At 56.9% G+C, this 15304-nt stretch carries 15 protein-coding genes and 1 pseudogene; 9 read left to right on the forward strand and 7 right to left on the reverse strand.

What is annotated here, in order from left to right; translation table 11 throughout:
- Positions 1–148: 148 nt before the first annotated feature.
- Together RGM3321_RS03050 and RGM3321_RS03055 are read right to left on the reverse strand one after the other, a co-directional pair.
- On the reverse strand, positions 149–961 hold the full coding sequence (locus tag RGM3321_RS03050; protein WP_244391549.1) for a VacJ family lipoprotein: 813 nt from the start codon (positions 959–961) through the stop codon (positions 149–151).
- A complete protein-coding gene (locus tag RGM3321_RS03055) occupies positions 954–2252 on the reverse strand; it encodes a serine protein kinase PrkA (RefSeq protein WP_005733991.1) in 1299 nt (432 codons plus the stop codon). Before RGM3321_RS03055 ends, RGM3321_RS03050 begins: the two co-directional genes overlap by 8 nt.
- 1173 nt (positions 2253–3425) lie before the next feature.
- On the opposite strand from RGM3321_RS03055, the gene RGM3321_RS03060 reads away from it, so the two are divergent.
- From RGM3321_RS03060 to RGM3321_RS03070, 3 genes are all read left to right on the forward strand, one after another.
- Complete coding sequence (locus RGM3321_RS03060; protein WP_244391551.1) at positions 3426–4280, forward strand: glycine betaine ABC transporter substrate-binding protein; 855 nt, start codon at positions 3426–3428, stop codon at positions 4278–4280.
- A 234-nt stretch (positions 4281–4514) separates the two neighbouring features.
- Positions 4515–4826, forward strand: a complete 312-nt coding sequence (locus RGM3321_RS03065) for a DUF485 domain-containing protein (RefSeq protein ID WP_002552552.1) — start codon at positions 4515–4517, stop codon at positions 4824–4826.
- Complete coding sequence (locus RGM3321_RS03070; protein WP_244391553.1) at positions 4823–6481, forward strand: cation acetate symporter; 1659 nt, start codon at positions 4823–4825, stop codon at positions 6479–6481. The genes RGM3321_RS03065 and RGM3321_RS03070 overlap by 4 nt, the downstream gene beginning before the upstream one ends.
- A 106-nt stretch (positions 6482–6587) precedes the next feature.
- Here RGM3321_RS03070 and RGM3321_RS03075 read toward each other — a convergent pair whose 3' ends face one another.
- Positions 6588–6746: a DUF3309 family protein gene (locus tag RGM3321_RS03075; RefSeq protein ID WP_002552554.1), complete on the reverse strand. Its 159-nt coding sequence runs from the start codon at positions 6744–6746 to the stop codon at positions 6588–6590.
- 314 nt (positions 6747–7060) lie between these two features.
- Between RGM3321_RS03075 and RGM3321_RS03080 the strand changes: the two genes are divergently transcribed.
- From RGM3321_RS03080 to csrA, 4 genes are all read left to right on the forward strand, one after another.
- On the forward strand, positions 7061–7438 hold the full coding sequence (locus RGM3321_RS03080) for a DUF2784 domain-containing protein (RefSeq protein WP_244391554.1): 378 nt from the start codon (positions 7061–7063) through the stop codon (positions 7436–7438).
- A 103-nt stretch (positions 7439–7541) separates the two neighbouring features.
- A complete protein-coding gene (locus RGM3321_RS03085) occupies positions 7542–8357 on the forward strand; it encodes an SDR family oxidoreductase (protein WP_244391556.1) in 816 nt (271 codons plus the stop codon).
- A 184-nt stretch (positions 8358–8541) separates the two neighbouring features.
- Positions 8542–8874 carry a YnfA family protein gene (locus RGM3321_RS03090; RefSeq protein WP_011168084.1) on the forward strand — a complete coding sequence of 111 codons (333 nt, stop codon included), beginning with the start codon at positions 8542–8544 and terminating at the stop codon, positions 8872–8874.
- Between the two features lie 170 nt (positions 8875–9044).
- Positions 9045–9239, forward strand: coding sequence for a carbon storage regulator CsrA (csrA, locus tag RGM3321_RS03095; protein ID WP_244391557.1), 195 nt, complete (start codon positions 9045–9047; stop codon positions 9237–9239).
- A gap of 47 nt (positions 9240–9286) precedes the next feature.
- Here csrA and RGM3321_RS03100 read toward each other — a convergent pair whose 3' ends face one another.
- From RGM3321_RS03100 to RGM3321_RS03115, 4 genes are all read right to left on the reverse strand, one after another.
- On the reverse strand, positions 9287–9514 hold the full coding sequence (locus tag RGM3321_RS03100) for a YheU family protein (protein WP_003314533.1): 228 nt from the start codon (positions 9512–9514) through the stop codon (positions 9287–9289).
- 67 nt (positions 9515–9581) lie between these two features.
- On the reverse strand, positions 9582–10778 hold the full coding sequence (locus RGM3321_RS03105; RefSeq protein WP_244391559.1) for an osmoprotectant NAGGN system M42 family peptidase: 1197 nt from the start codon (positions 10776–10778) through the stop codon (positions 9582–9584).
- An 80-nt stretch (positions 10779–10858) separates the two neighbouring features.
- Positions 10859–12607: an N-acetylglutaminylglutamine synthetase gene (ngg, locus tag RGM3321_RS03110; RefSeq protein WP_244391560.1), complete on the reverse strand. Its 1749-nt coding sequence runs from the start codon at positions 12605–12607 to the stop codon at positions 10859–10861.
- A gap of 3 nt (positions 12608–12610) precedes the next feature.
- Positions 12611–14383, reverse strand: coding sequence for an N-acetylglutaminylglutamine amidotransferase (locus RGM3321_RS03115; protein ID WP_244391562.1), 1773 nt, complete (start codon positions 14381–14383; stop codon positions 12611–12613).
- 283 nt (positions 14384–14666) lie between these two features.
- On the opposite strand from RGM3321_RS03115, the pseudogene RGM3321_RS03120 reads away from it, so the two are divergent.
- Together RGM3321_RS03120 and RGM3321_RS03125 are read left to right on the forward strand one after the other, a co-directional pair.
- Positions 14667–14850 (forward strand): annotated as a pseudogene (locus tag RGM3321_RS03120) (type II toxin-antitoxin system HicA family toxin).
- Positions 14851–14885: 35 nt separating this feature from the next.
- Entirely contained in the window at positions 14886–15290 is a 405-nt protein-coding gene (locus RGM3321_RS03125; RefSeq protein WP_244391564.1) for a type II toxin-antitoxin system HicB family antitoxin, read from the forward strand.
- Positions 15291–15304: the final 14 nt, after the last annotated feature.

The raw sequence follows: 15304 nt of genomic DNA on the forward strand, positions 1-15304 counted from the left end.
AAATTCCTTTTTTGTCTGTTAAATGGATCGAGTAAATGGATCGAGGCCTGTGTGCCCGAGGAATGTGAGTGGCCCGGCAGGTAAAAGTGCCCATAAAAAAACGACCAGCAAGATCACTCCGGCTGGCCGTCCTTTTACTGCGTTTCGCTTATTCGGCGATCTGCATCTTGCGTGACTCGGTATAGACGTAGCGCACTTTCTCGTACTCGAATGGCGAGTTCAACTGGCCATAACGGAAGCTGGTGACATACCGGCGATCAACCGCACGCAGCACGGTGATTTCCGGATGGTCGTCGCTGACTTCGGCAACGTTCAGGAAGTTGATCTGGTTTTCAGCCGTGTAGTCGAACAGCATGCCGCCAGTGTCACGCAGGTTCGATGGGCCGAACAATGGCAGCACCAGATAAGGGCCGGCAGGAACACCATAGAAGCCCAGCGTCTGACCGAAGTCTTCGCTCTGGCGCGGCAGTCCCATCATGGTCGCCGGGTCCCACAGACCGGCGATGCCGATGGTGGTGTTGAGCAGCAGACGGCCAGTGGTGTCCAGCGAACGCTCGCCCTTGAACTGCAGCAGGCTGTTCAGCAGGTTGGAGATGTCGCCCAGGTTACTGAAAAAGTTGCTCACGCCGCTGCGCACGAAGCCGGGTGTGACGTAGCGATAGCCGTCCACGACCGGCAGGAATACCCATTCATCAAAGCGGTAGTTGAAGTGGTACACCCGACGGTTCCAGGATTCCAGCGGGTCGTAGACTTCCAGCGCGTTAATGGAGGCGCGCTCGAACTCACGCTGATCCAGCCCTGGGTTGAATTGCAGCGACTTCAGCGGCTGAGTGAAACCGTCAGCATCGGTCTGACGTGCCACAGTGGCCGGGTGCTGGGCCTTGTTGCTGGTATCCGCGTCAGCGGCCTGGACTGTGCCGGCACAGAGCAGAGCGGCAAGAAGTAAAAGACGTTTAGCCACGGAAAAACTCCAGCATGGCGTCGGTGTTGACGCGGTAATTAAGGTTGCCGCAATGCCCGCCGTACGGATAAACGGTCAGACGATCCCCGAAGGTCTTGCGCAGGAAGCCCAGATCGCCCGAGCCCAGAATCACATCGTCAGCGTTGTGCATGACGGCAATCTTGGTGTTGCTGTGCAAGTAATCCTTGAGTGCGTAAAGGCTGACCTGATCGACCAGCTGCAGCAGGCTACCGCCGTCAGTGCGGGCGCGCCACATTGGAATGACCTGTTCGGTCAGGTAGCAATCGAAGTCGCACTGCAGGGCACGCTTGAGGAACGGCGTCAGGCTGGTGCCTTCAGAGATAGGGAATTTCGGTGGCGTGATCAGGCCGCGGCGGTTTATCAGGTCCGAGGTGAACGCGATGTCAGCAGACGAGAAGCGGAATGACGTACCGATCAGCATCGCCATCTGCTCATTGGTCAAATGCTGCTTGGACTGCTGGAAGTCGAACAGCAGCGCATCGTTAAGGTCGATGTAACCCTTTTGCCGGAAGTAACGGGTCAGCTTGGCCAGCACCAGTTCATAGAACGTGGTGGTGTTGTTGATCCCCTTGACGTTGGTCTGCACCAGTTTGTCGAGGTTGCTGATCGAAGTGTAAAGGTTGACCGGCGGGTTGAGCAGCAGCACTTTCTTGAAGTTGAAGCTGCGGCGGGTTTCATCCAGCTTGCTGACGAAGGCGGCATTCAGTGCGCCGAGGCTGTAACCGGTCAGGTAATAGTCGGTTACCGGCAGTTGCGCCTGCTGAGCCCGAATGGCCTGCATGACGCGATAAATGTCTTCTGCGTCGTCAGTGGATACGCCTGGAGTGGCAAAGCGCGAGGCCGAACTCATGAAGTCATAGCTGGTGGGCGAAGACAGCTGCACGACGTGGTAGCCCGCGCCGTAGTAGAGCTTCTTGAGAAATTCATTGATGGTGCTGTTATAAGGCGCGCCCGTGCCGGCGATCAGGAAGATCAGCGGGGCAGCGTGGTCCTGCTTCGCCAGGCGATAGTGCAGCTTTTTTACCGCCCAGAAGTTGTCGGGCAGGGTGAACTCGCGCTCGGGGTGCAGGTTCAGGGTGTAGACGTCCTGATCGATATCTTCATCGTCAGGCAGATCGGGGCGCAGATCGGGCGGTGTGGTTGCAATGGTCGCTTCAAACGGATTAGTCAGCGGGTAGCCATAGGTGGCAGAGTCGACGGTGGTTGCCAGAGCGGACGCACTTAAACACAAGCCACCTATAACGGTAGCGAAGCGCAGAAAACGGAGCATGACTAAATCCCTTGGGAAAGAAGTGCTGATGAGATACGCAGGCTATGACCAAGGTGTAGTGCCAAAGTGCCGCATCCACCGGTTAACCGTGTAAATTATTACGGAACAATACACGTTCTTTGGATTTTGCAACGCAGTTATGCGGTTTATTTTTCGCAGGCGGCGTAGATTGGCGCGCTTTGATCATGCAAGCGGGGGACTGACTGCCGCTACATCCAGCTACGCTGCAGCTTGTCGGGGACGAAAAACACAAAGGAGAGCCGTAGCTCTCCTCCAATGTGTTTTACCTGCTCTTTTTATTGTTGTAGGGCGGCCTGTTATTGTTGTTGGCGGCCAATCCCTTTACAGCGTTGTTGGGCGACCCCCATTCGGGGTCAAGAGCAAACGTATTTTTTTGAACGCTGACTCGCTTTAATCACCTGTCTGCACAACATCGTGATCCCACCGGTTCGGGAGCTACCTGAAGGTAGTTTTATTGTTCTCTGTCCGGTCGCGAGGCCTTTCACCGAAAGGTCCCTGTAAAGCTGATCCACTCCAAAAAAATCTGTTAGCTACGCCTCTGTCCGTTTTGTTCTTGTTATGTCAGAGCCGTTACGTCTTGTTTTTATTGGTTTGCCGCTTCGTTTCTTGTTTTTGTTGTACAAGAGAGATAGCAGAAGCTGTGCCAACTTTTTAAAGTGCTTTTAAATCATAAGGTTACGATTATTGGTGTCGCTCATGGGGGCCTGACGCCATTAAAAATGTTTCCGTGTTACCCGTTCGAAGCGTTGTTCACCAGGCTGCGGTAACACATCCTGTTTCCTTTGCTGAATGAGCCAGAGTGGTGCGCCTCAGATCTCCTGCGTCTATACGACGATCGTATCGGTGTGTGGGGGGCGGGTACGCATACCGTTCTGAAAGGTACAGGCAGGGTCGGGCAAGACGCTTTTAGGTGAGCGTTGTCGCTAATGGCTCGTTGTTGTCGTTTCCCGTTGCCCCGGTGTCGCAGACAGAGCATGTCTGCTTGCGCAGCAAGTCGATGATCAAGGTGGCGTTGCGGTGCGTGTCACTGCGCGTGGCAGCGATCAAAACGTGCAGGGCGCAGCTTGCCCCAAAGCCGTGCGTGGGTGCGGTCTTGAAAACAACGTTAACCAGTGCCGACAACCGTCGGTGCAGACTTCCGGGGAAGCGACAATGATGATGCGAAAAATACTGGGGGCGGGTGCCGCTCTGGTGCTTGCTGTCAGCTCCACGCTGGCGATTGCTGAAACCAAAACCCTGACCATCGGCTATGTGGAAGGCTGGTCCGATAGCGTCGCCACCACGTTCGTGGCCTCCGAAGTGATCAAGCAGAAGCTTGGCTACGACGTCAAACTGCAATCTGTCGCGGCCGGGATCATGTGGCAGGCCGTGGCCACCGACAAGCTCGACCTGATGTTGTCTGCCTGGCTTCCGGGCACCCACGGCGAGTACTACACCAAGTACAAGGATCAGGTCGTCAACTACGGGCCCAACTTCAAGGACGCCAAGATCGGCCTGATCGTGCCTGAATACGTGAAGGCCAAAACCATTGAAGACCTCAAGACCGATGCTTCCTTCAACAAGAAGATCACCGGGATCGATGCGGGCTCGGGCGTGATGCTCAAGACCGATCAGGCTATCAAGGACTATGGTCTGGACGGCTATAAACTACAGGCGAGCTCCGGCGCAGGCATGATTGCCGAGCTGACCCGCGCCGAGAAGGCGAAGAAATCCATCGTCGTCACCGGCTGGGTGCCGCACTGGATGTTCGCCAAATGGAAGCTGCGTTTCCTCGACGACTCGAAAGGTGTCTACGGTGAGGCTGAAACCGTAGACAACGTTGGCAGCCTGGGCCTGGAGAAAAAAGCCCCTGAGGTCGTGGCCTTCCTGAAAAAATTCCAGTGGGCATCCAAGGATGAAATCGGTGAGGTGATGCTGGCGATTCAGGACGGTGCCAAACCTGAAGCTGCAGCCAAGGACTGGGTAGCCAAGCACCCGGATCGGGTTGCTGCATGGACTGCCAAATAGTCGCAAGGTGTCTGAATAGCCGTTCTCAAGGCCGTCTGGTGTTATCGCCAGACGGCCTTTTGTTTTTCTGCCCCGGAGTATTTTTGGTGCGAGCGACTGCCGGTGGGTTCAGGTCGTGCGAAAAGAGGTATCCACAGCTAATGTCGTTCTAATACTAAGGTCGTCTGGAGTGCGCGCAGGACCCGACTAAAGTGCGTTACGTGACATCTCATCTGTGCTGCGAGGACAAAAACAATGAACGACAGCATTTACCTCTCGATTCAAAACAGCCCGCGTTTCAAGGAGCTGGTATCCAAAAGAGAGCGGTTCGCCTGGATTCTCTCGGCGATCATGCTTGGCCTGTATGCGGCCTTTATTCTTTTGATTGCGTACGGACCCCATATTCTGGGGGCCAAGTTGAGCCCGACTTCAACCATTACCTGGGGAATGCCGATAGGCGTAGGGCTGATCCTTTCCGCGTTTGTGCTGACCGCCATCTATGTTCGCCGTGCCAATGGCGAATTCGATGACCTGAACAACGCCATCCTGAAGGAGGCTCAGCAATGATCCGGCGCCTATCAGCAGCACTTGGCCTGGCCGCATTCGCGCCGACTCTCTGGGCGGCAGACGCATTGACGGGCGCAGTGCAGAAGCAACCCCTGAACATCGCCGCGATTATCATGTTCGTGGTATTTGTCGCCTTCACGCTGTACATCACTTACTGGGCGTCGAAAAAGAACAAGACCGCGTCGGACTACTACTCGGCAGGCGGCAAGATCACCGGTTTCCAGAACGGTCTGGCAATTGCCGGTGACTACATGTCGGCAGCGTCCTTTCTGGGTATTTCCGCACTGGTCTACACCTCCGGTTACGACGGCCTGATCTACTCGATCGGCTTCCTGGTGGGCTGGCCGATCATTCTGTTCCTGATCGCCGAACGCTTGCGCAACCTGGGTAAATACACGTTTGCCGACGTTGCGTCGTATCGCCTCAAGCAAAAGGAGATTCGCACCTTGTCCGCCTGCGGCTCGCTGGTGGTAGTGGCGTTCTACCTGATTGCGCAAATGGTCGGTGCCGGCAAATTGATCCAGCTGCTGTTCGGTCTGGACTACACGGTTGCGGTGGTACTGGTCGGTATCCTGATGTGCCTTTACGTATTGTTCGGCGGCATGCTGGCCACTACCTGGGTGCAGATCATCAAGGCGGTCATGTTGCTGTCCGGTGCGTCGTTCATGGCCCTGATGGTCATGAAACACGTTAACTTCGACTTCAACATGCTGTTCTCCGAGGCGATCAAGGTTCACCCTAAAGGTGAAGCGATCATGAGCCCTGGCGGTCTGGTGAAAGACCCGATTTCAGCGTTCTCGCTGGGTCTGGCGCTGATGTTCGGTACTGCTGGCCTGCCGCACATTCTGATGCGCTTCTTCACCGTGAGCGATGCCAAGGAAGCCCGCAAGTCCGTGCTGTACGCAACCGGCTTCATCGGCTACTTCTACATTCTGACCTTCATCATCGGTTTTGGCGCGATCCTGCTGGTCAGCACCAATCCGGTGTTCAAGGATGCAGCGGGTGCCTTGCTGGGCGGTAACAACATGGCAGCGGTTCACCTGGCCGATGCGGTCGGTGGCAGCCTGTTCCTGGGCTTCATCTCTGCAGTAGCCTTCGCCACCATTCTGGCAGTGGTTGCCGGTCTGACCTTGGCAGGCGCTTCGGCAGTCTCCCATGACCTGTATGCCAGCGTGATCAAGGCGGGCAAGGCCAACGAGAAAGACGAGATCCGTATCTCGAAAATCACCACCATTGCACTGGCAGTCGTGGCGATCCTTCTGGGTATTGCCTTCGAAAGTCAGAACATCGCGTTCATGGTGGGCCTGGCGTTCTCGGTCGCTGCAAGCTGCAACTTCCCGATCCTGCTGCTTTCCATGTACTGGAAAAACCTGACCACCCGTGGCGCCATGATTGGCGGCTGGATGGGCCTGATCAGCGCGGTGGTGCTGATGATCCTGGGGCCAACCATCTGGGTGCAGATCCTGCATCACGAGAAAGCCATTTTCCCTTACGAATACCCGGCGCTGTTTTCTATCGCCATCGCCTTCGTAGGTATCTGGTTCTTCTCCATCACCGACAAGTCGAAAGCGGCAGAGGGCGAGCGCGCCTTGTTCTACCCGCAGTTCGTGCGGTCACAAACAGGCCTGGGTGCCAGCGGTGCGGTTTCGCACTAAGTGCTGAAGCAGTGAACGAAGCAGCCTTCGGGCTGCTTTTTCATGGGCCATAAAAAAAGCCCCGCCTGGAGAGGCGGGGCTTATGCCTGCTGTTTGAAGCAACAGGTTATATCTTGCCGAGCAATACCAGAATCAGCAGGATCACCAGAATAGTACCGATGATACCCGACGGACCGTAGCCCCAGCTGCGCGAGTGCGGGAATACCGGCAGACCGCCAACCAGCAACAGAATCAGAACGATGATAAGAATAGTGCCGATGCCCATGACGAGTTCCCTCTTTCATTTAAGTTAGTTAACCGATGCAGTACAAACTTTCATACCCAATGGTATTGAGTTTGCCTGCCTGACTCATCCGACTGCGGTCGCTCAGGAAAGGTTTCATCTATTTTTAATAATTTCTTACATATCTGAAAAATCATTAAAATCATGGGCTTGATGTGTTTTTGTCGGACAATAATTCGGTTCTAGTTGACAGAAAATGCCTAAAATGGTCTTAAAAATAATTGAACTAAAAGACGTGAAAAATCTCGGCTGATTTGCACAGGTAACCTGATTGAAGTCCAGCAGAGGGTACGCAGATGCTTTATCGAGTGGCGGCAGATGCCGTGGTCGCGTTTCATCTACTGTTCATCGTATTCGTCCTCTTCGGCGGTCTGCTGGTAGTGAGCAGGCCGTGGCTGGCATTACTGCACGTTCCGGCAGCTGCGTGGGGGGCTGCGGTCGAGTTTCTGCACCTGTATTGCCCGCTGACACCGCTGGAAAACACACTGCGCAGCACAGCCGGTGAGCAGGGATATGACGGCGGCTTCGTCGAGCATTACCTGATTCCGCTGATCTACCCGGCCGGGCTTACGCCGGGCATACAGCTGTGGCTGGGGGGCATTGTGCTGTTGGTCAATGTGTCGGTGTACGGCCTGTTGTTGATGCGTTTTGTATCACGTGTGCGGCATTCATAAGCTGCGGGTTTGCTCCAGGCATTCAGCGCCTTGATGGTGGGGTTATAGGGCCCCGGCTGTGATTACACTCAGGCAACTCCTGCACATCACAAGGCACTCGGCTATGCAAAACCGCATCATGATTACTGGCGCCGGCTCAGGTCTGGGTCGTGAAATTGCACTGCGCTGGGCGCGCGAAGGCTGGCGGCTGGCGCTGTCGGACATCAACGATGCCGGTCTGCAGGAGACCCTGACGCTGGTGCGCGAGACGGGTGGTGAAGGGTTCGTTCAGCGTTGCGATGTTCGCGATTATAGTCAGCTCACGGCGTTTGCTCAGGCATGTGAAGAGCGACTGGGCGGCATCGACATCATCGTCAATAACGCGGGTGTAGCATCGGGTGGCTTCTTCAACGAACTGTCGCTGGAAGACTGGGACTGGCAGATCGCGATCAACCTGATGGGAGTGGTCAAAGGCTGTAAGGCGTTTTTGCCTATGTTGCAGGCCAGCAAAGGCAAAATCATCAATATTGCGTCGATGGCGGCGCTAATGCAGGCCCCGGCCATGAGCAATTACAACGTCGCCAAGGCAGGGGTTGTAGCGCTTTCCGAAAGCCTGCTGGTTGAACTGCATGATCAGGGCGTCGGCGTGCATGTGGTCTGTCCGTCGTTCTTTCAGACTAACCTGCTGGATTCATTTCGAGGCCCGACACCTGCCATGAAAGCGCAGATCGGCAGACTGCTGGAGAAGTCACCGATCACTGCCGCAGATATTGCCGACTACATCTTCAGGCAGGTAGCCGAAGGCGAGTTCATGATCCTGCCCCACGAAGAAGGCCGAATGGCTTGGGACTTGAAACGCAAACAGCCACAGGCGATGTATGACGAAATGACCGTCATGTGCGCAAAGATGCGCGCCAAGGCGCAGAAAGGGCACGCCTGACGCCGCCCGGAAGCGGACGCGAACATTTCACTATCGTGCGACGCTCCGCGTCGCATGCCGTTCCGGACGCTCTGCGTCCTCTTGAGTGGCGCCGCGTTGCGTGTTCAAGGTCATCAAGGTCATGACCGCGCTTTTTTCTGATAGGGTTACGCCCCTCTTTTAAGCCCCTTTCAGCGAGTCCATCGTGCTCAATTACCTGTGGTTCTTTCTCGCAGCACTGTTCGAGATATTCGGCTGCTATGCCTTCTGGCTATGGCTGCGCCAAGGCAAAAGCGCGCTGTGGGTCATTCCGGCACTCATCAGTCTGACACTGTTCGCGCTGTTGCTGACACGTGTGGAAGCTGCCTATGCAGGCCGGGCCTATGCGGCGTATGGCGGGATTTACATCGTCGCGTCGATTGCCTGGCTGGGTCTGGTCGAGCGGGTCAGGCCGCTGGGCACGGACTGGCTGGGTCTGGCTTTCTGCGTGATTGGCGCGACCATCATTCTGCTGGGCCCGCGCTGGTCTGCTGCATGAAAAATTGCAGCTGCCAACGATATTTCCTACAGATTTGGCTAGAAAGTAAGACGCTTCCTTCAGTCTTTTCCGATGCGGTTGAAGGGCTTTACTGATTTGCCATCAGCGCATTGAAGCGCTCGATTTCGCGATGCACCCTGCCTTTTTACGCAACGAGAAGGGTGGGGAAAATGCTGGTACTGACGCGGGAAATCGGCGAAACGTTTTCAATCGGTGATGACATCACCGTGCAGATTCTGGGTATCAACGGCAATCAGGTCAGGCTCGGGATCAATGCCCCGAAAGACGTCAAGGTTCACCGAGCCGAGGTCTACAAGCGCATCGCCAAAAAACTTTCGCAACAAGCGACAACGCCACTTCAATAGGCGACGTTGTTCGCTTTATTGAAAACCCGATTCAGGCCCGCTCAAGGTTATTCAAAAAACTCCTTGGGCACATCGTGCTTGAGCATCAACTGACATTGCTGGCTCTCAAGATCGAAAAAGATCACCGCCTGGCCCTTGGTCAGCGCATGACGCACGCGCAGTACGCGGGTTTGCAGTGGCGTCTCGTCGCCATTGTCAGTGCCCTCACGCGTGACGAAATCCTCGATCAGGCGGGTGAGGGTGTCGGGTTCCAGTTGGTCGTAGGGGATCAGCATGACGGTTCTCGTGTCGATGAGCAGCGATGATAGAACTGCGGTGCCAGGCACCGCAATTCACAGGCCCTCAACTCTCCTCGCGATTCTGCCCGATCAGGCTGTCGACCGGTGGCACACGGGTGTCGGATTCCATCTGCGCATCATGCTCGATCTGATGGCTGAACCGCTCCAGTGAACTCTGGGCCGGTTTGGCATCGCTGGCGAACACCGGTGGGCTCAATATGTAAGCACCCAGCAGTTTGCTCAGCGCCGCCAGACTATCGATGTGCGTACGCTCATACCCGTGAGTTGCGTCGCAGCCGAAGGCCAACAGGGCAGTGCGAATGTCGTGCCCCGAAGTCACTGCCGAATGCGCATCGCTGTAGTAATAGCGAAACAGGTCACGGCGTACTGGCAGTTCGTTCTCCACGCCCAGACGCAGCAAGTGGCGGGACAGATGGTAGTCATACGGACCGCCCGAGTCCTGCATCGCCACGCTCACCGCATGCTCACTGGAGTGCTGGCCCGGTGCAACAGGCGCGATGTCGATACCGACGAACTCGCTTACGTCCCAGGGCAATACGCCTGCTGCGCCCGTACCGGTTTCTTCGGTGATGGTGAACAGCGGGTGACAATCGATCAACGGCTCGGCGCCGCTGTCGACAATGGATTTCAGCGCTGCAAGCAGCGCCGCGACACCGGCCTTGTCATCCAGATGGCGTGCGCTGATGTGGCCGCTTTCGGTGAACTCCGGCAGCGGGTCGAACGCCACGAAGTCGCCGATGCCGATGCCCAGCGATTCGCAGTCGGCACGTGTAGTGCAGTAGGCATCCAGACGCAGCTCGACGTGATCCCAACTGATCGGCATCTCGTCTACGGCGGTGTTGAACGCATGACCGGACGCCATCAACGGCAGGACGCTGCCACGAATCACACCCGTGTCGGTGAATACACTGACCCGGCTGCCTTCAGCAAACCGGCTTGACCAGCAACCGACTGCCGCCAGCGCCAGGCGGCCATTGTCCTTGACTTCCCGAACACTGGCACCGATGGTGTCCACGTGCGCCGATACCGCACGGTCAGGGCTGTTCTGCTTGCCCTTGAGCGTGGCGCGGATCGTGCCGCGGCGGGTCAGCTCGAACGGGATGCCCAGTTCTTCAAGACGCTCGGCCACGTAACGCACGATAGTGTCGGTAAAACCGGTCGGACTTGGAATCGCGAGCATTTCCAACAGAACTTTCTGCAGGTATTTCAGATCCGGATCGGGGATATTTGCAGGGGTCATGGATGCTCCTTATGGAACAGTTGCAAGCCACAGGCTGCAAGGGCTGATAGCCCTTTTACAGCCTGTGCCCGCAACTGCGATCAGATATGCACAGGCAGGCTGTGCGGAAACAACAGATCGACGAAACGTTCGGCGGTGGGTTGCGGTTCGTGGTTGGCAAGGCCCACGCGTTCATTGGCTTCGATGAACACGTACTCGGGCTGATCGGCGGCCGGCACCATCAGGTCAAGGCCGACGACCGGGATGTCCAGCGCCCGCGCTGCACGTACTGCTGCATCGCTGAGCACCGGGTGCAGAATGGCCGTGACATCTTCCAGGCAGCCGCCAGTGTGCAGGTTTGCAGCGCGGCGCACAGCCAGACGCTGATCCATTGGCAGGATATCGGCATAGTCAAAGCCGGCCTCGCGCACTGTGCGCTCGGTCTCCTGGTCCATCGGAATACGGCTTTCGCCATCGGTCGCGGCGGCGCGGCGACGGCTCTGGGCCTCGATCAACTGTTTGATGGTATGGCGGCCATCACCAATGACCTCAGCCGGACGACGGATCGCTGCAGCCACCACCTGAAAGCCGATCACCACGATGCGCAGGTCGAGGCCTTCATGAAAGCTTTCCAGAATGACGCGCGTGTCGAACTGACGGGCCTGTTCGATAGCGCTTTGAACGTCTTCGATGGTCCGCAGATCAACAGCAACGCCCTGGCCTTGCTCGCCATCCAGCGGCTTGACCACGATTTGCCCGTGCTCTTCAAGAAACGCCAGATTGTCATCTGCACTGCCTGCCCGTTGCTGCTCGGGCAAGCGCAGACCGGCAGCCTTCAACGTACGATGGGTCAGGCTCTTGTCCTGACACAGGGTCATGCTCACTGCGCTGGTCAAATCGCTCAACGACTCGCGGCAGCGGATACGGCGACCGCCGTAGCTGAGGGTAAACAGGCCGGCATCGGCGTCATCCACCTGCACGTCAATACCACGACGATGGGCTTCCTCTACGATGATTCGCGCATATGGATTGAAGTCCGCCTGCGGGCCAGGGCCGAGAAACAATGACTCGTTGATGCCGTTCTTGCGCTTGATGGCGAAGGTCGGCAGGTTGCGGAAATTCAGCTTGGCGTACAGCGCCTTTGCCTGATCGTTGTCATGCAACACCGACAGATCAAGGTAGCTAAGACCTCGGCTCATGAAGTGCTCGATCAAATGCCGTACCAGCACCTCACCCACACCGGGCCGCGTACATTGCGGGTCAACCGCCAGGCACCAGAGGCTGCTGCCTTTTTCCGGGTCATTGAAGGCTTTCTGATGATTAAGGCCCATGACGCTGCCGATGATCGTATTGCTGCCCTCATCTTCGGCCACCCAATATACAGGGCCGCCTTCATGGCGAGGGGTAAGCAGGGCCGGGTCGATAGGCAACATGCCGCGTGCCAGATACAGGTTGTTGATGGCTTGCCAGTCGGCTTCATTGTGCGCCCGGCGTATGCGATACCCGCGAAACACCCGGTGCGCTGGTCGGTAGTCGCTGAACCACAGACGAAGCGTGTCCGACGGGTCGAGAAACAGCTGCTGCGGCGATTGCGCCAATACCTGCTGCGGCGCAGCCACATACAGAGCAATGTCACGCTCGCCTGGCTTTTCGTTGAGCAGATCCTGCGCCAATGCTGCCGGATCAGGGTAAGTGTGACCGATCAGCAAGCGACCCCAGCCACAGTGCAGCGCCAAAGGCTCTGCATCTATCTGGCTGCCATCTTCGGCGAGGCGCGCTTGCAGACGTTCGTACGAGGGCGACTGGCCACGCAACAGGCGCTGGCTATAAGTCGTCGCGTTCTGTTTCATCAATCACAGTCCTTGTTCGCTGAGCCACAGGTTCAGCGCTGCCAGTTGCCACAGCTTGGAGCCGCGCAATGGCGTGAGCTGGCCCTCGGGGTTGGTCAGCAACTTATCGACCATGGCCGGATTGAACAGGCCGCGATCCTGACTGGAGTCGGTCAGCAGTTCGCGCACCCAGTTAAGCGTGTCGCCCTGCAAGTGTTTGAGGCCTGGGACTGGGAAGTAGCCTTTTTTGCGGTCGATCACTTCCGAAGGAATGACCATACGCGCGGCTTCTTTCAGCACCTGTTTGCCACCGTCGGGCAGCTTGAATTTACCCGGGATGCGAGCCGACAGCTCGACCAGACGGTAGTCAAGGAACGGCGTACGCGCTTCCAGGCCCCAGGCCATAGTCATGTTGTCGACTCGTTTGACCGGGTCATCGACCAGCATCACCGTACTGTCCAGGCGCAGCGCCTTGTCGACCGCCGCGCTGGCACCGGGCTGGGCGAAGTGATCGCGAACGAAATCACCGGCTGCGTCGTTGGCTGTGCGCCATTTCGGCTGCACCGTCTCGGCGTATTCGGCGTAGCTGCGGTCGACAAAGGCATCGCGGTAGGCCGCAACCGGGTCGCTCGCGCCATCCACTTGCGGGTACCAGTGGTAACCGGCGAACAGTTCGTCAGCGCCCTGGCCGCTCTGTACTACCTTGCAATGCTCGGACACTTCACGCGACAGCAGGTAGAAGGCGATGCAATCGTGGCTGACCATCGGCTCGCTCATGGCGCGGAACGCCGCAGGCAGCTGCTCGATGATCTCGCTTTCCTGAATACGCAACTGATGGTGGCGTGTGCCGTAATGCTTGGCGATCAGGTCGGAATACTGAAATTCGTCGCCACGCTCGCCACCGGCATCCTGAAAGCCGATGGAGAAGGTCGACAGGTCTTCGACCCCCACTTCCCGCAACAGGCCGACCAGCATGCTGGAGTCGACACCGCCGGAAAGCAGCACGCCGACATCCACCGCAGCGCGCTGACGAATCGCCACCGCTTCACGGGTGCTGTCCAGTACGCGGTCGCGCCAGTCTTCGAGCGTGAGGTTTTTCTCGTCTTCATGAGGGCCGTAAGGCAGGGTCCACCAAACTTTCTGCTCGACCTTGCCGCTGGCGTCGATGCGCATCCAGCTGGCTGGCGGCAACTTCTCGACGCCCGCCAACAACGTGCGCGGTGCAGGCACCACGGCGTGGAAGTTGAGGTAATGGTTGAGCGCCACTGGATCAAGCATTCCGCTGATATCACCACCCTTGAGCAGGGCAGGCAGCGAAGACGCGAAGCGCAGGCGCTTGTCGGTTTTCGACAGGTACAACGGCTTTACGCCGAGGCGGTCACGGGCGATGAACAGCTGCTTGCTGTCACGCTCCCAGATGGCAAAGGCGAACATGCCATTGAGCTTGGGCAGCATGTCTGCGCCCCAGGCGTGATAGCCCTTGAGCAACACCTCGGTGTCGCCATCGGAATGAAACTGATAGCCAAGGCTTTCCAACTCGGCACGCAATTCCGGGAAGTTATAAATCGCACCGTTGAAGGCCATGGACAAGCCCAGGTGACTGTCGATCATCGGCTGCGCCGAGCCATCCGACAGGTCCATGATTTTCAGACGGCGATGACCAAGGGCAACCGGCCCCTGGCTGTGAAACCCCCACGCATCCGGGCCGCGAGGCGCCAGCTCATGGGTAATGCGTTCAACAGCGGCTAGGTCCGCTGGTTGATGGTCAAAACGAAGTTCACCTGCTAATCCGCACATAAGTCCTTACCGGGTTTCCGTTGGGGAGGTGACTGAGAAAGTGCAGTCACCCAGAAACTGACCCAGTGGGGGCATGGTAGTTTTAGATCAAAAAGTTATAAGCGTTTGTTTTCAGCTGGTTTGGCTGCATTGGCTGGCTCCCTCGTCGAGCCAGGCAAACACGGGCTAGCCTTCGCGAAATAAGTTGTGAAGGAATAAAAAAGATAACTCTGAGTGCCTTTTTTGTATTGTCTTAACATACGCCCAGGGTTATATTTTTTAAGTCGAATGACTGGAGGTGGGGGTGCAGAGCAGGCAATTGATAAAGGAGCTTGAAGCAGATGGATGGGTTCTGGATCGTGTTTCGGGCAGTCACCATATGTTCAAGCATCCTGAAAAAACTTCAGACAGTCCCCGTGCCGCATCCCAAGAAAGACTTGCCATTCGGAACGGTGCGGGCCATCAAAAAGCTTGCCGGGCTGGTTTAGTCCAGTTTTGCCCTGATACCCTTTTGGAGAAAAAAATGAAATATCCAATGTGCATAGAATGGGGAAGCGAAACCACGGCGTTTGGTATCCAGATTCCCGATATCCCAGGTGCCGTAACCGCAGGCGATACGTTCGAGGAAGCCCACGCCGCGGCGGTGGAGATTGCTCATATCATGCTGCAGGAAATAGCAACTGGTGGTGGAACCATACCCAAGGCCGGCACTGTTGCCGAGCACGCCAGGAATGCCGATTTCGCCGGAATGGGCTGGGGTATGATCGAGATTGACGTAACGCCTTATCTTGGTAAGACGGAGAAGGTCAACGTCACACTGCCTGGTTTCGTGATCAAGCAGATCGATCGCTATGTACGGGATCACAGCATCAAGAGTCGTTCCACCTTCCTGGCCGACGCGGCGCTGGAAAAACTGGGCCGGGCATGACGGCTAATCGGAGT

Source organism: Pseudomonas sp. RGM 3321, assembly GCF_022836805.1.
Taxonomy (GTDB): Bacteria; Pseudomonadota; Gammaproteobacteria; order Pseudomonadales; family Pseudomonadaceae; genus Aquipseudomonas.

Bases quoted from the DNA above. Each gene is read 5' to 3' on its own strand.
- RGM3321_RS03085 (WP_244391556.1), top strand. From the start codon at position 7,542: ATGCAAAACCGCATCATGATTACTGGCGCCGGCTCAGGTCTGGGTCGT.
- RGM3321_RS03125 (WP_244391564.1), top strand. From the start codon at position 14,886: ATGAAATATCCAATGTGCATAGAATGGGGAAGCGAAACCACGGCGTTT.
- csrA (WP_244391557.1), top strand. From the start codon at position 9,045: ATGCTGGTACTGACGCGGGAAATCGGCGAAACGTTTTCAATCGGTGAT.
- RGM3321_RS03115 (WP_244391562.1), bottom strand. From the start codon at position 14,383: ATGTGCGGATTAGCAGGTGAACTTCGTTTTGACCATCAACCAGCGGAC.
- RGM3321_RS03055 (WP_005733991.1), bottom strand. From the start codon at position 2,252: ATGCTCCGTTTTCTGCGCTTCGCTACCGTTATAGGTGGCTTGTGTTTA.
- RGM3321_RS03075 (WP_002552554.1), bottom strand. From the start codon at position 6,746: ATGGGCATCGGCACTATTCTTATCATCGTTCTGATTCTGTTGCTGGTT.
- ngg (WP_244391560.1), bottom strand. From the start codon at position 12,607: ATGAAACAGAACGCGACGACTTATAGCCAGCGCCTGTTGCGTGGCCAG.
- RGM3321_RS03065 (WP_002552552.1), top strand. From the start codon at position 4,515: ATGAACGACAGCATTTACCTCTCGATTCAAAACAGCCCGCGTTTCAAG.
- RGM3321_RS03070 (WP_244391553.1), top strand. From the start codon at position 4,823: ATGATCCGGCGCCTATCAGCAGCACTTGGCCTGGCCGCATTCGCGCCG.
- RGM3321_RS03080 (WP_244391554.1), top strand. From the start codon at position 7,061: ATGCTTTATCGAGTGGCGGCAGATGCCGTGGTCGCGTTTCATCTACTG.
- RGM3321_RS03060 (WP_244391551.1), top strand. From the start codon at position 3,426: ATGATGATGCGAAAAATACTGGGGGCGGGTGCCGCTCTGGTGCTTGCT.
- RGM3321_RS03100 (WP_003314533.1), bottom strand. From the start codon at position 9,514: ATGCTGATCCCCTACGACCAACTGGAACCCGACACCCTCACCCGCCTG.
- RGM3321_RS03105 (WP_244391559.1), bottom strand. From the start codon at position 10,778: ATGACCCCTGCAAATATCCCCGATCCGGATCTGAAATACCTGCAGAAA.